Source organism: Pseudomonas sp. LH21, from assembly GCF_036549575.1.
GTDB classification, from domain to species: domain Bacteria; phylum Pseudomonadota; class Gammaproteobacteria; order Pseudomonadales; family Pseudomonadaceae; genus Aquipseudomonas; species Aquipseudomonas peradeniyensis.
Genome location: NZ_CP144367.1, coordinates 1,422,340 through 1,434,804, shown reverse-complemented (window position 1 = coordinate 1,434,804; position 12,465 = coordinate 1,422,340). Strand labels below are relative to the sequence as shown.

At 60.4% G+C, this 12,465-nt stretch carries 16 protein-coding genes and 1 tRNA gene; 7 read left to right on the top strand and 10 right to left on the bottom strand.

What is annotated here, in order from left to right:
- Positions 1-98 precede the first annotated feature (98 nt).
- Positions 99-1,736, bottom strand: coding sequence for a malate dehydrogenase (quinone) (gene mqo, locus VUG52_RS06775; RefSeq protein ID WP_050704294.1), 1,638 nt, complete (start codon positions 1,734-1,736; stop codon positions 99-101).
- 328 nt (positions 1,737-2,064) lie between these two features.
- The gene (locus tag VUG52_RS06770) at positions 2,065-2,256 is read right to left on the bottom strand and encodes a DUF4223 family protein (protein WP_023630554.1); all 192 of its coding nucleotides are present in this window, start codon (positions 2,254-2,256) and stop codon (positions 2,065-2,067) included.
- Between the two features lie 437 nt (positions 2,257-2,693).
- Here VUG52_RS06770 and VUG52_RS06765 point away from each other — a divergent pair, with 437 nt between their 5' ends.
- The 4 genes from VUG52_RS06765 to VUG52_RS06750 all read left to right on the top strand — a co-directional run bounded on the left by VUG52_RS06765 (position 2,694) and on the right by VUG52_RS06750 (position 4,320).
- Complete coding sequence (locus tag VUG52_RS06765; protein WP_050704293.1) at positions 2,694-3,002, top strand: type II toxin-antitoxin system RelE/ParE family toxin; 309 nt, start codon at positions 2,694-2,696, stop codon at positions 3,000-3,002.
- Positions 2,999-3,361, top strand: a complete 363-nt coding sequence (locus VUG52_RS06760; protein WP_050704292.1) for an addiction module antidote protein — start codon at positions 2,999-3,001, stop codon at positions 3,359-3,361. Before VUG52_RS06765 ends, VUG52_RS06760 begins: the two co-directional genes overlap by 4 nt.
- A gap of 403 nt (positions 3,362-3,764) precedes the next feature.
- On the top strand, positions 3,765-4,001 hold the full coding sequence (locus VUG52_RS06755; RefSeq protein WP_050704291.1) for a hypothetical protein: 237 nt from the start codon (positions 3,765-3,767) through the stop codon (positions 3,999-4,001).
- A 28-nt stretch (positions 4,002-4,029) separates the two neighbouring features.
- Positions 4,030-4,320 carry a DUF3077 domain-containing protein gene (locus VUG52_RS06750; protein ID WP_050704290.1) on the top strand — a complete coding sequence of 97 codons (291 nt, stop codon included), beginning with the start codon at positions 4,030-4,032 and terminating at the stop codon, positions 4,318-4,320.
- Positions 4,321-4,376: 56 nt separating this feature from the next.
- Here the strand turns inward: VUG52_RS06750 and VUG52_RS06745 are convergent, their stop codons facing one another.
- Both VUG52_RS06745 and VUG52_RS06740 read right to left on the bottom strand, forming a co-directional pair.
- Positions 4,377-4,619: a hypothetical protein gene (locus tag VUG52_RS06745; protein ID WP_050704289.1), complete on the bottom strand. Its 243-nt coding sequence runs from the start codon at positions 4,617-4,619 to the stop codon at positions 4,377-4,379.
- Positions 4,620-4,630: 11 nt separating this feature from the next.
- Positions 4,631-5,110 carry a hypothetical protein gene (locus VUG52_RS06740; RefSeq protein WP_050704288.1) on the bottom strand — a complete coding sequence of 160 codons (480 nt, stop codon included), beginning with the start codon at positions 5,108-5,110 and terminating at the stop codon, positions 4,631-4,633.
- Between the two features lie 192 nt (positions 5,111-5,302).
- On the opposite strand from VUG52_RS06740, the gene VUG52_RS06735 reads away from it, so the two are divergent.
- Positions 5,303-6,166 (top strand): RHS repeat-associated core domain-containing protein, encoded by an 864-nt coding sequence (locus tag VUG52_RS06735; RefSeq protein WP_156329585.1) that lies wholly within the window; start codon positions 5,303-5,305, stop codon positions 6,164-6,166.
- A 96-nt stretch (positions 6,167-6,262) separates the two neighbouring features.
- Here the strand turns inward: VUG52_RS06735 and VUG52_RS06730 are convergent.
- The 5 genes from VUG52_RS06730 to dapA all read right to left on the bottom strand — a co-directional run bounded on the left by VUG52_RS06730 (position 6,263) and on the right by dapA (position 9,963).
- Positions 6,263-6,352: transfer RNA gene (locus VUG52_RS06730), tRNA-Ser, on the bottom strand.
- 91 nt (positions 6,353-6,443) lie between these two features.
- Entirely contained in the window at positions 6,444-7,154 is a 711-nt protein-coding gene (gene purC / locus VUG52_RS06725; RefSeq protein ID WP_011535129.1) for a phosphoribosylaminoimidazolesuccinocarboxamide synthase, read from the bottom strand.
- Positions 7,155-7,183: 29 nt separating this feature from the next.
- Complete coding sequence (locus tag VUG52_RS06720; protein WP_050704287.1) at positions 7,184-7,942, bottom strand: MBL fold metallo-hydrolase; 759 nt, start codon at positions 7,940-7,942, stop codon at positions 7,184-7,186.
- The gene (bamC, locus tag VUG52_RS06715) at positions 7,943-9,058 is read right to left on the bottom strand and encodes an outer membrane protein assembly factor BamC (RefSeq protein WP_046856746.1); all 1,116 of its coding nucleotides are present in this window, start codon (positions 9,056-9,058) and stop codon (positions 7,943-7,945) included. It lies immediately after the preceding gene.
- A 17-nt stretch (positions 9,059-9,075) separates the two neighbouring features.
- Positions 9,076-9,963, bottom strand: coding sequence for a 4-hydroxy-tetrahydrodipicolinate synthase (gene dapA, locus VUG52_RS06710; RefSeq protein ID WP_028692995.1), 888 nt, complete (start codon positions 9,961-9,963; stop codon positions 9,076-9,078).
- A gap of 260 nt (positions 9,964-10,223) precedes the next feature.
- On the opposite strand from dapA, the gene VUG52_RS06705 reads away from it, so the two are divergent.
- Both VUG52_RS06705 and VUG52_RS06700 read left to right on the top strand, forming a co-directional pair.
- Positions 10,224-10,784 (top strand): glycine cleavage system protein R, encoded by a 561-nt coding sequence (locus tag VUG52_RS06705; RefSeq protein WP_028692994.1) that lies wholly within the window; start codon positions 10,224-10,226, stop codon positions 10,782-10,784.
- A gap of 10 nt (positions 10,785-10,794) precedes the next feature.
- Positions 10,795-11,268 carry a peroxiredoxin gene (locus VUG52_RS06700; protein WP_050704286.1) on the top strand — a complete coding sequence of 158 codons (474 nt, stop codon included), beginning with the start codon at positions 10,795-10,797 and terminating at the stop codon, positions 11,266-11,268.
- 112 nt (positions 11,269-11,380) lie between these two features.
- Here VUG52_RS06700 and VUG52_RS06695 read toward each other — a convergent pair whose 3' ends face one another.
- A complete protein-coding gene (locus VUG52_RS06695; protein ID WP_050704285.1) occupies positions 11,381-12,451 on the bottom strand; it encodes an AI-2E family transporter in 1,071 nt (356 codons plus the stop codon).
- Positions 12,452-12,465: the final 14 nt, after the last annotated feature.

Here is a 12,465-nt window from a genome sequence, read left to right as displayed (position 1 = left end):
AAATCCCTTGCCCGATTCTCAGGCACAAAAAAACCACGAGGCCGCCAGGGGCGATCCTCGTGGTTGGTGTTGCCGGGCAAGCCCGGCAAGCAGGGGCCTTACAGCGCCATGTCGTTCGCAGGCTTGCTCTCGACCGGTGCGGCTGGCGCCACGCTGGTCTTGACGCTCTGGTCGATCACCGGCGGCTTCTCCAGCTGCAGGACTTCGGCGGTGTAGTCCCACTCTTTCTGGGTGGCGGCGGCCGAATCATTCAGCTTGGTACCGTAGCTCGGGATGATCTCCTTGATCTTGGCCTGCCACTCAGGGGTAGCGACCTTCTCCTTGAACACGGTTTCCAGCACGTTGAGCATGATCGGCGCGGCGGTCGAGGCACCTGGCGAGGCGCCCAGCAGGCCGGCGATGGTGCGGTCTTCGGAAGCCACGACCTCGGTGCCCAGCTTCAGCACGCCGCCCTTGTCGGCGTCACGCTTGATGATCTGCACGCGCTGACCGGCCTGCCACAGTTTCCAGTCTTCCTTCTTGGCGTTCGGGAAGTAGGTCTGCAGGGCGGCGAATCGGTCGTCGTCGGACTGCATCAGCTGGCCGGCGAGGTACTCGACCAGCGGGTACTGATCGATGCCGACGCGGGCCATCGGCCAGACGTTGTGGGTGGTGGTGCTGCTCAGCAGGTCCAGGTACGAGCCGTTCTTCAGGAACTTGGTCGAGAAGGTGGCGAATGGCCCGAACAGGATCACGCGCTTGCCGTCCAGCACGCGGGTGTCCAGGTGCGGAACCGACATGGGTGGCGCGCCGGTCGAGGCGATGCCGTAGGCCTTGGCCATGTGCTGCATGGCAACGGTCGGGTTCTCGGTCACCAGGAACGAGCCGCCCACCGGGAAGCCTGCGTATTCCTTGGCTTCCGGAATGCCCGACTTCTGCAGCAGCTTCAGCGCGCCGCCGCCGGCACCGATGAACAGGAACTTGGCGTCGGTGGCGTGCTCGGTGCCATCCTTCAGGTTCTTGTACTCGACGTGCCAGGAGCCGTCTTCGTTGCGGGTGATGTCCTGCACTTCGCTGGACAGCTTCAGGTCGAAGTTTTCTTTGGTCTTCAGGTGACCAACGAACTGACGGGTGATCTCACCGAAGTTGACGTCGGTGCCGATCGGGCTCCAGGTCACGGCCAGCTTCTGGCTTGGGTCGCGGCCTTCCATCATCAGCGGGACCCACTTGGCGATCTGCGCGTGGTCTTCCGAGTACTGCATCGAACGGAACAGCGGACTGGCCTGCAGGGCGTCGTAGCGCTGCTTCAGGAACTTGATGTTGTCATCGCCCCAGACGAAGCTCATGTGCGGGGTGGTGTTGATGAACGAGTGCGGGTTCTTCAGCACGCCCTGGCGTACCTGCCAGGACCAGAACTGGCGGGAGATCTGGAACGACTCGTTGATCTCGATGGCCTTGGTGATGTTGACCTTGCCATCTTTGTCCATCGGGGTGTAGTTCAGCTCGGCCAGCGCGGAGTGGCCGGTACCGGCGTTGTTCCAGCCGTTGGAGCTTTCTTCGGCGACGCCGTCCATGCGCTCGACCATTTCCATCGACCAGCTCGGTTCCAGCTCGTTGAGCCAGACCGCCAGGGTGGAACTCATGATGCCGCCGCCAACCAGCAGCACGTCGACTTTCTTGGTGTCTTCGGCGTGCGCTTGCATGAAGCTCGCCGCGACTGCCAGACCCAGCAAGGTCTTGCCAGCTTTCTTGAACATTGATCGATTCCAGTCAGTAGAACGGAGGGTGGGCCTGTGGCTGGCCCAGGTATTCCATGTTCTTCAGCGCAGGCTTGTTGTGATCATTGTTCAGCAGCCAGAGAGACATTGGACGCGCCAGCCTTTGGTCGGATTGACCGACAAGGCTGAAACGATTTACGGATTGTAACCGAATTGCCAGCACAAACAAACGCGCGCCGGGACGTCAAGACGACAGGTTGCCACGCGACAAGCCACCACGCCCCCCAGAAACAAAAACCCCCGGCCACATCCATGGTCGGGGGTCTTGGATCAGGCCGTGAACGACCCGATCAGGGTATTTCCAAGATTACTGCTGCTGAGGCAGTTTATCGATCGGGCCGCAGCCGCCGATGATCTTGGAGATGGAAACCGATGGGTGGAACAGGTAGTCGTACGAGCAGTTCTTAGGCTGGTTGTAGACCTGGCCGGTGCAGCCGGACAGCAGGGCAACGCCCGAAACGACAGCAACAGCGACAGTAGCTTTGATCAGCTTTTTCATAAAAATCCTTTAGTCCATGATCCACCATCAAACTGATGGCGCGCGGATCATACGGGAAAAGGGGGTGTGAGCGAAAGGCGTTAGTACAGTTGCACTAGTTGACGGGGGTCAACTAACAAGTTGTCGGCACGGCAACTAAGTGTAATGAACTACTTGCTAAAACGTTACAGGTTGGCGTAGTTCGCACAGATTGCCCTTACCGGAAATAGCTTGATTCCCTGGGACTGATGCCTATCCCGACTGAAAAGCATGGACTTCCCTCTGCCCGTAGTCCTTTTCCGAGTCGGATGTCCCCTTCCTTCAAAGCATTGCAACCGACCGAATCGCTCTCTAGCCTCAGGCCGTCACTGCGCTGAATCGAGCGTCGTCCGGCTTGGCGTCTGATCCGAAAATACCACCCACATGGACAAGGAGTAGCCAGTAGGCTACTTTCATGCATGAGTAACCTGATCGACACAACGCCGGAATTTGAATCCTGGCTCGATGGCGTCAAGGACCCCATCGGCAAAGGTGCGATCGCCGGACGGATTCTCCGCGCAGAAGGTGGCAACTTCGGTGACACCGAACCCGTCGGCGACGGTGTCAGCGAAATGCGCGTGTTCATCGGGCCTGGTTACCGCATCTACTATGTGCGGACAGGCATGGCGCGCTATTTGATGCTCTACGGCAGTGACAAGACTGATCAAGACAGAGGCATCAAACGAGCGAAGGACATTCTCGATGCCCTGCGAGGTAAAAGAAGATGAGTAAAAATGCCGAGTCTGGCGATATGCCGATCCTTGACCTGGAACTGAGCAACACCAACCGCTTCGAGGCCTCCCGCTTCCTCGACAACCCCGAAACCATTGCTGCCTTCCTGGCAGAAGCCATGCACAGCAACGATGCCCAGACGCTGATGCAGGCCATCGGTGAAGTCGCCAAGGCCATCGGTGTGAATCAGTTTGCCCAGGATGCAGGCGTTAACCGCGAGTCACTCTATAAAACGCTCAAGGGAGGGGACAAGACGCGCTTCGCTACCGTCCAGAAGCTGATGCTTGCACTAGGTGTAGAGCTGACAGTCAGGCCGCTCGAGACCGCCAACGTCTACAGCAAGAGAAGCCGATAAACAGGCGATAGCATGAAGTGAAAACGGAGTTTCCCGCAAAGAGCCAATAAGTGATCTGAGGATTGAGAAGACCAACTTGCTGGCAATTCCTTTCAGCTTCCTACAGATTTTCATCAGACTTTCCTGATTTCCTGTAGTCCATTTCCCAAGCACACTTTTCCCCCATTCAAGCCATTGCAGCTGCTCGGTTCGCGGCCTAGTCTCGACCCGTCGTTGCCAACTCAACGACCGGCTTTGACAGGCCGAATACTACTCCGAGCACGTGCACCCCTTATGGCGGCAGTACGTGGGGCACCTTGTGTGCGCCGGGTCCCGGAGTCCTCGGTCTGTCAACCCACGTACCGCTGCCACCCCCTTGTTTGACAGCAAGCTTGTTGCAGCACCACCGACTCCGGAGATGCATATGCGCAAGATGGTTCCAGATCCGCCAAACAGCCTTGGCGACGCCCCACATCAGATTGAAGATTTGCTCGTTCAAGTTGCCGAGTATCTCGTCTGCGCCCTCACCGCCGCCCAGCACGCCGCAATGATCCACAGCAAGCCGCCGGGCCAGGTCATGGCCCTGACCGCCGTGCACGAAATCGACAGTGCACGCAGCTTGATCGAAATGGCCCTGAGCCGTGTACAGGCAAGGCATTGATCGCGCCCAGACAACAAGGAGAACAGGCATGACTCAAGACAAGCGCATCACCACCGTCGGCATCGGCAGCTTTGGCGAAAGCGGTGAAGTCGATAACGAAAACCCACTGTTCCAGGTCGTTGCGGGCCACCCCATGGACTATGCCCTGGAACAATCCACCAACTTGATAACCTGCGCCTACACCCTGAGCGATATCGCGCTGACTCAAGATCTGAAGAACGCACCTACATTGCTGGTAGCCGCGCACTACCTCACCGGCATGGCCAAAGCACTGTCGCAAGATGTCTCCCACGCAGTGACGAACAACTCCGCTGTTTGATACAAAAAGCCCCGTAGCAAGAACTACGGGGCTTTCGGGTAAAAACCTTTATCGCATCAACCAACTTGCTCGAATCGCCGCCGCCTCACAAACAGGCCCACACCCGCCCCCGTGGCAAGCACCGACAGCAATCCCAGGTCCAACCCGAACGAACGGGTCTGGCTCACAAGGATGCAACCGACGACACCAACCACCGCCAACGCCACCCCGAGCCACTTGCGCAGCGCGTAAGGCCTGAGGAACCGATCCAACAGGCCGTAAAGCACCAGGGCGATGACCGCATAGATAATTTCGGACACAGGCGTCTCCCTCAGGTCTTGATGATCAGGGTCGAGGTGGTGTGCTGCGGCCCGATGCCGCCATTGACCTGCGCCTCGATGCTGACCAATACATCGCCGGCATGGTAGGTGGGCAGGACGTCATTGGCATAGGCCCGCACCCCAGCGCCCACCGGCACGCCAACATAGGGCGATGCGACAGAACTCGCGGCGGCGGCGAACGCCGAGGCGGCAAGGTTGGCGACCTTGGTGCGCTGGGCATTGAGGGTATCGCCCTGCTGGCGGGTAAGCGGCTTGGAGATACCGATCTTCATCACGCAGGGCAGCCCCTTGGCCAGCATCCTGTCGTAGGTCTCGACGACCTTGCTGTTGACCTCGTAATGGGCGCTTCTCGCCTCACCGAAATGCAGCTCGCGCAGGCGTCCACGCTCACTGTCGGTCAGGGTGATCTGCGAGACGTTGAAGACGATCCCGTGGTTGCCCATGTATTGGAAAGTCCCTTCGAACTTCATTGCACGCATCCTTTCGAGGCAAAGGGTGCGATTGTGTACAACAAGCACCCAGAGTGCAAATCATGGCAAATAGCCGCCAGCCTGACGTACCGAAGGAATGCTACCTGTAATTTTTATCAGCTACACAGGAGGTTGATTCTGGACAAGAGTATTCAAGTTCCAAGGAGCCTTGTAATAAACGGAGAAACATCCATGCCACCCAGCAAAGCGATGAGCCAATCGCTGCCTGCATCGTCGGACACCACCATAACCCTGGCGCTGCTCAAGGTCGACTCACATGAATCTGTATTGCAGACAAGTCGATCAGCTAGCACACGGACCTACAACGCCTATGGCTACCATCACCCGGAAATACCGGCATCAGCGGTCTTGGCGTTCAACGGCAAACCCTTCGATCCGAAAATCGGGAACTACCTGCTGGGCAATGGTCACCGAGCGTTCAGCCCAGTTTTAATGCGTTTTCAAAGCCCAGACGCCTTCAGCCCCTTCAATGCCGGTGGCATCAATGCTTACGCCTATTGCTCAGGAGACCCGATAAACAGGATCGACCCAAGCGGAAACAACTGGTTGAGTAGAATGGTGAACAAATGGCAGCTTAAGAACATGCCTCCATTGACGGATGTAAAAGCAGGTAAGCTTGCCAGTGAACGAATGGAGCTAAATACCTACCTTGAAAGTAGACAAGCGCAAGTCAGCATTATCAAACACGCGGACTTTTTCAACGAGCCACACATCAACAACTCACTCCATAGCCATAAGTGGGTGCTCACCCAGGATAGGACGCTCATCGTCGGCAGCTACCACAATAGTCCGGAAGTCGAACCGTCACACTCAGCTTTTCTTGCCATTGCTGCTCAGGCGGGCTTGACACGGACCAACGTAGTCGCTGCAGGGATGCTGAAAAAAAAAGGCAACACGGTGCAACTAACAAATGTAAGCGGCCATTTTCTCCCAGCGGAAAGTACCCTAAAGCCTGCAGCAAACTTTATAAAAAATCTGAAGGGCTGGAAGGCTTCGAATCTAAAAGTCGAAGTTGTGAGACGTGATCTGAGTTAGCGACTGCAAAAACATTACCCAACTTTTTCCGGGCGAACCATAAACGACGAAGCCCCGAAAACTCAACGTTTTCGGGGGCTTCGACTACTTCGCGTATGGCGGAGAGATAGGGATTTGAACCCTAGGTACTGTTGCCAGTACAACGGATTTCGAATCCGTCCCGTTCGACCACTCCGGCATCTCTCCAATGGCGCGCATCATACCAGCGATTTCGTTTCTGGCAAACCTTTTTTGAAAAAAATTCGCGTGGTATCAGGCGCTTGCGTGAACGCGCCGCTTACAGCGGCACGCCCAGGCGTTTGGCAACTTCTTCGTAGGCTTCGATCACGTCGCCCAGGCCCTGACGGAAGCGGTCCTTGTCCATCTTCTTGCGGGTTTCTTTGTCCCACAGACGGCAGCCGTCCGGGCTGAATTCGTCGCCCAGGACGATCTGGCCGTGGAACACACCGAACTCCAGCTTGAAGTCGACCAGCAGCAGGCCTGCGTCGTCGAACAGCTTGCTCAGCACTTCGTTGACCTTCAGCGACAGCTTCTTCATCTCGACCAGTTGCTCGGCGGTGCCCCAGCCGAAGGCGACAACGTGGGATTCGTTGATGAAGGGGTCACCCTTCTCGTCGTTCTTCAGGAACAGCTCGAAGGTGGACGGCTCCAGCTTGATGCCCTCCTCCACGCCCAGGCGCTTGACCAGGCTGCCGGCGGCGTAGTTGCGCACCACGCACTCGACCGGGATCATGTCGAGCTTCTTCACCAGGCACTCGTTGTCGCCCAACAGCTTGTCGAACTGAGTCGGCACGCCGGCTTCTTCGAGCTTCTGCATGATGAAGGCATTGAACTTGTTGTTCACCATGCCCTTGCGGTCGAGTTGTTCGATGCGCTTGCCGTCGAACGCCGAGGTGTCGTTACGGAACAGCAGGATCAAGCGGTCGGCGTCGTCGGTCTTGTAAACCGATTTGGCCTTGCCGCGGTAGAGTTCGTCGCGTTTTTCCATGATGGGCTCCGCTTGCTTGAGTGGGTGGGCTAGGCGATTTGGCGCCAGTCGAGCCCATGATCCTGATTCGCCACCTGAAGCCAGTCCGGGTCGCACCCGAGGGCGTCGACGAAGCACTGGCGGGCCAGATGTGGCAGGTTGTTCTTGCTGCTGAGGTGGGCCAGCACCAGGTGCTGCAGGTTCTGCCAGCCCAACTCGGCCACCAGGCTCGCGGCCTGGTGGTTGTTCAAATGTCCCTGGCTGCCGCCGACCCGCAGCTTGAGAAAGTGCGGGTAATGCCCACGGGCCAGCAGGTCGCGGCAGTGGTTGGCCTCGATCAGCAAGGCATCGAGCCCCTGATAGCGCTCCAACAGCCGCGCGTCGTAACTGCCCAGGTCGGTGAGCATGCCGAAGCGCCGACGACCATCGCTGATCACGTACTGCAGCGGCTCATAGGCGTCATGCTCGACCCGTGCCGCGCTGACCTGCAGATCGCCGACCTGCAGCACATCGCCACAACCGAGAAAACCGGCCACCTCGACCGGCTTGCGCATGCCGCGCAACGTGCCCTGGCTGAGGTAGACCGGTACATTGTAGCGGCGCGAGAGCAACCCCACCCCATGCACGTGGTCGGCATGTTCGTGGGTCACCAGTACCGCGCTCAGCTGCGTGGCCGACACCCCGAGCAGCGCCAGGCGCCGCTCGGTCTCGCGCAGGGAAAACCCGCAATCGACCAGGATGAAAGTATCACCACTGGCGACGAGCGTGCCGTTTCCCTGGCTACCGCTTCCTAGAACCGCGAAGCGCACTTAGCCCAGGTGGTCCTGGATCGCGCTCAGCACGCGGCGGGCAACATCGGCCGGGGCCACGGTGTTGATGTTCTTCTCGACGGTCACCTGGACGTTGTCGCCGACCTTGCTCAGGCGAACCTGGTAGCGCTCGGCACGGGCTTCACGCTCTTCCTTGCTCGGCTCGCTGCCGAACAGGCGACTGAAGAAGCCAGGCTCCTTCTGCTTGTCGTCGGGCTTCTCGGACAGGTTGATGTAGTACAGGCCCAGGCTGCGGTTGATGTCCTCGACACGCCACTCGCCCTGCTCCAGGGCACGGCCGACGCCTGACCAGGCACGGTCCAGGTCCGAGCCCAGGAACAGCACCGGGTTGCCGCTGCCGTCCTCGCTCAGGCTGACCTGGCTCGGGGCATCGAAGTCGCGCGCGGCCAACAGCGAGACCGAACCGCCCTTCTCGGCGCTGCGGTTCATGCTGGCGAGCATTTCGTCGACCAGCAGGGCGTCGGTGCCGGTGTTGCTGGAGGCGGACGGGAAATCAGGTTCGGCGGTGCTGCCGGCCGGACGCTCGACGCTGACCACATACACCTCGGAGGTGTTGCGCTGCACGCCGGGCTCCATGCGCACCCGCACGCGGACTTCACTGTCCGGGCTGCTGGAGGTACTGGCCAAGCGCTGGCCGAGGGAAGCCGACAGCTCGTCGAAGCGCTGCCAGGTGGTGTTGAATTCACCGGTCTGCGGACGCTCTTCGGCAATGCGGAAACCGTTGTCTTCGAAGAACTGGCGGGTCACCGGCCAGACTTCGGCGGGCGAGCGCTGGGCCAGCACCCAACGGCTGTTGCCGCTGCGCTGCAGGCTGAAATCGCTGATGTCGGCGGTGGCCGACAGCGGCTGTGGACGGGGTACCTCGAACTCGCCGGTGGCGCGATCGTCGGCCACGTTGCGCGGGATCGGCAGCAGCGGATCCAGGCGCTTGACGTTGCTGGCGTCCGGCGGCAGCTGCATCGGCGCGGTCGGCTGCGCCTGCAGGTAGTCGCTGCCACGGTCGCGGAAATAGCCATCCTCGCCCCACAGCCAGCCGCACCCACTGGTGCTGGAAATGATCAGGGCGAGAGCGGAAAGACCAGCCAGTCGCTTCATGCGGTGTACTTCCTCGATTAAACCAGTACGCCGGACTGGCGCAAGGCAGTACGGACTTTTTCGTGACAACCTTCGCTCAGCCAGGTCAGCGGCAGGCGAATGCCCTGCTGCATCAGGCCCATTTCCACCAGCGCCCATTTCACCGGAATCGGGTTGGCTTCGCAGAACAGGTCTTTGTGCAGCGGCATGAGTTTTTCGTTGATCGCGCGGGCCTTCTCGGCATTGCCCTCAAGGGCGGCCTCGCACAGGTCGGCCATTTCGCGCGGGGCGACGTTGGCGGTGACGGAGATGTTGCCCTTGCCGCCCATCAGGATCAGCTCGACGGCGGTCGGATCGTCGCCGGACAGGACGATGAAGTCCTTGTCGACGCCATCCAGGATGGCCTTGGCACGGACCAGGTCGCCGGTGGCTTCCTTGATGCCGATGATGTTCTTGACCTTCGACAGGCGGATCACGGTGTCGGCCTGCATGTCGCAGGAGGTGCGGCCGGGCACGTTGTAGAGGATCTGCGGGATGTCGACGGCTTCGGCGATGTGCTTGAAGTGCTGGTACAGGCCTTCCTGGGTCGGCTTGTTGTAGTACGGGACCACCAGCAGGCAGGCGTCGGCGCCAGCATTCTTGGCGTTCTTGGTCAGGTGCACGGCTTCGGCAGTGGAGTTGGCACCGGTACCGGCGATCACCGGAATCCGCTTGTTGCTGTGCTTGACCCGCTCGACCACGTGCTTGATGACCAGGATGTGCTCTTCGACATCCAGCGTGGCGGACTCGCCGGTGGTGCCGACAGCTACGATCGCGTGGGTGCCGTTTTCCAGGTGGAAGTCTACAAGTTTGTCGAGGCTGTCCCAGTCCAGACGCCCTTGTGCATCCATGGGAGTGACCAATGCCACCATACTGCCCGCAATCATGTAACTGCTCCTGCCGGAAAAAGAGAGCGGTAATGGTACTGGCGCCATCGGCCTTGCACAAGCGAAGCAGGCGGGCGGAGCATTCCCCTTCGCGCCGCTTTTCGCTACCCTTGATCCTTTGATCGGTGCAGCACGGCCCGCCGGGCCGTCGACAGTGCTACCGGCCTGCGTCCACAGCCGCCAAAACCGGCCCGGGCCCTGCTGATGCAGGAGGCTTGCCCCCGTCCTGCACCGACCGCTCATCGCTTTAGGAATGCTGCATGTCCACCCCCACCGTTCGCGAACAATTCCTCGTCATCAGCGCCCTGGGCCCCAACCCCATGGAACTGGCCAACGTTCTCAGCCGCGCGGCCTTCGACAACCGCTGCGCGGTGGTCACCTCGCGCCTGTCGCGCCACGGCGAGACCAGCGCCCTGGTGCTGCAGGTCGGCGGCAGCTGGGATGCCCTGGCCCGCCTCGAAGCCACCCTGCCGGGCCTGGGCAAGAAGCACGGCCTGACCCTGGACGTGGTGCGCAGCGCCGACCAGGAAGTGCGTCCGCAGGCCCTGCCTTATGTAGCCTACGTCAGCGCCGCCTATCGCCCGGACATCATCAACGAGCTGTGCCAGTTCTTCCTCGACCACCGCGTCGAACTCGAAGCGATGACCTGCGACACCTACCTCGCGCCGCAAACTGGCAGCAGCATGCTCAACGCCCAGTTCACCGTGATCCTGCCGGCCGGCACCCAGATCAGCTGGCTGCGTGACCAGTTCCTCGACTTTGCCGACGCCCTGAACCTGGACGCGCTGATCGAACCGTGGCGCCCACAGAACCCCATGTAAGGAAGCTCCCATGGCCGTAGCACTCGACCAACCCGTCGCCGATTTCCAGGTCCAGGCCACCAGCGGCCAGACCGTCAGCCTTGCCGACCTGAAGGGCCAGCAGGTGGTGTTGTACTTCTATCCCAAGGACAGCACCCCGGGCTGCACCACCGAAGGCCAGGGCTTCCGCGACCAGCATGCAGCGTTCCAGGCCGCCAACACCGTGGTGTTCGGCGTGTCGCGCGATGGCATCAAGTCACACGAGAACTTCAAGGCCAAGCAGGCGCTTCCCTTCGAGCTGATCAGCGACAAGGACGAGGCGCTGTGCCAGCTGTTCGACGTGATCAAGCTGAAGAAGCTGTATGGCAAGGAATACATGGGTGTGGACCGCAGCACCTTCCTGATCGACAAGGACGGAGTGCTGCGCCAGGAATGGCGCGGGGTGAAGGTGCCGGGGCATGTGGATGCCGTGTTGGCGGCGGCGCAGAATCTCGATAAGGCTTGAGATCTTGAGGGCGCTTTGCGCCCTATCGCGGCACAAGGCCGCTCCTACAGGAATCGCGTTCCCCTGTAGGAGCGGCCTTGTGCCGCGATAGGGCTGCAAAGCAGCCCCAGATCTACAACATCGGCGCCACAGACTTGTCCTGCCGCGGCCAGGCATCCAGCACCGCCTTGAACAGCGTCGCCAGCGGGATCGCGAAGAAGATTCCCCAGAACCCCCACAGCCCGCCGAACAGCAGCACCGCGCAGATGATCGCCACCGGGTGCAGGCTCACTGCCTCGGAGAACAGCAGCGGCACCAGCACGTTGCCATCGAGCGCCTGGATGATCGCGTACACCGCCATCAGGTAGATGAACTGGTCGCCCCAGCCCCACTGGAACAGCGCGATCAGCGTCACCGGCACCGTCACCACCACCGCGCCGACATACGGCACCACCACCGACAGGCCCACCAGCAGCGCCAGCAAGGCGGCATAGTTGAGGCCCAGGCTGATGAACGCGATATAGGTGGCAATCCCGCAGATCAGGATCTCGATACCCTTGCCGCGAATGTAGTTGGCGATCTGCCGGTTCATCTCGTCGCCCACCCGGTTGAGCAGCGTACGCTCACGCGGCAGGTAGCCGCTGACCCAGCGCCCGATCAGCTCGCGGTCCTTGAGGAAGAAGAACACCAGGATCGGCACCAGCACCAGGTAGATCATCGCATTGACCAGCAACGGCAGGCTCGACAGCGAGAAGGTCAGCGCCCACTGGCCGAACTTGCCGATCTCGCCGCGCACCGATTCGATGGCGCGCAGCACCTGCTCGTCCGACACCAGGTGCGGATAGCGCTCGGGCAGCAGCAGCAACAGCGACTGCCACTTGCCGAGCATACCCGGCAGTTCGTTGAACAGGGTGATCAGCTGATGCCAGAGCAGCGGCACCAGCACCAGCATGAACACTGCCAGCGCGCCCATGAACAGGGCGAACACCAGCCAGACCGCCAGCCTGGACGGCACCTTCAAGCGCTCCAGGGCATTGACCAGGCCCTGCATGAGAAACGCCAGGACCATGCCCGCCAGCACTGGCGCGAGCATGCCGCCCAGGGTCAGCACCACGGTGAAGGCCAGGAACAGCAGGACCGCCAGCACCACTGCCTCCTCGTCGGAGAAGTAGCGCTGCATCCAGTCGCGAAGCACTTTGAACATTGACGATCCTTGGA

Excerpts from the sequence above, each read along its gene's own strand:
- mqo (WP_050704294.1), bottom strand. The coding sequence starts at position 1,736 with ATGTTCAAGAAAGCTGGCAAGACCTTGCTGGGTCTGGCAGTCGCGGCG.
- VUG52_RS06770 (WP_023630554.1), bottom strand. The coding sequence starts at position 2,256 with ATGAAAAAGCTGATCAAAGCTACTGTCGCTGTTGCTGTCGTTTCGGGC.
- VUG52_RS06765 (WP_050704293.1), top strand. The coding sequence starts at position 2,694 with ATGAGTAACCTGATCGACACAACGCCGGAATTTGAATCCTGGCTCGAT.
- VUG52_RS06760 (WP_050704292.1), top strand. The coding sequence starts at position 2,999 with ATGAGTAAAAATGCCGAGTCTGGCGATATGCCGATCCTTGACCTGGAA.
- VUG52_RS06755 (WP_050704291.1), top strand. The coding sequence starts at position 3,765 with ATGCGCAAGATGGTTCCAGATCCGCCAAACAGCCTTGGCGACGCCCCA.
- VUG52_RS06750 (WP_050704290.1), top strand. The coding sequence starts at position 4,030 with ATGACTCAAGACAAGCGCATCACCACCGTCGGCATCGGCAGCTTTGGC.
- VUG52_RS06740 (WP_050704288.1), bottom strand. The coding sequence starts at position 5,110 with ATGAAGTTCGAAGGGACTTTCCAATACATGGGCAACCACGGGATCGTC.
- VUG52_RS06735 (WP_156329585.1), top strand. The coding sequence starts at position 5,303 with ATGCCACCCAGCAAAGCGATGAGCCAATCGCTGCCTGCATCGTCGGAC.
- purC (WP_011535129.1), bottom strand. The coding sequence starts at position 7,154 with ATGGAAAAACGCGACGAACTCTACCGCGGCAAGGCCAAATCGGTTTAC.
- bamC (WP_046856746.1), bottom strand. The coding sequence starts at position 9,058 with ATGAAGCGACTGGCTGGTCTTTCCGCTCTCGCCCTGATCATTTCCAGC.
- dapA (WP_028692995.1), bottom strand. The coding sequence starts at position 9,963 with ATGATTGCGGGCAGTATGGTGGCATTGGTCACTCCCATGGATGCACAA.
- VUG52_RS06705 (WP_028692994.1), top strand. The coding sequence starts at position 10,224 with ATGTCCACCCCCACCGTTCGCGAACAATTCCTCGTCATCAGCGCCCTG.
- VUG52_RS06700 (WP_050704286.1), top strand. The coding sequence starts at position 10,795 with ATGGCCGTAGCACTCGACCAACCCGTCGCCGATTTCCAGGTCCAGGCC.
- VUG52_RS06695 (WP_050704285.1), bottom strand. The coding sequence starts at position 12,451 with ATGTTCAAAGTGCTTCGCGACTGGATGCAGCGCTACTTCTCCGACGAG.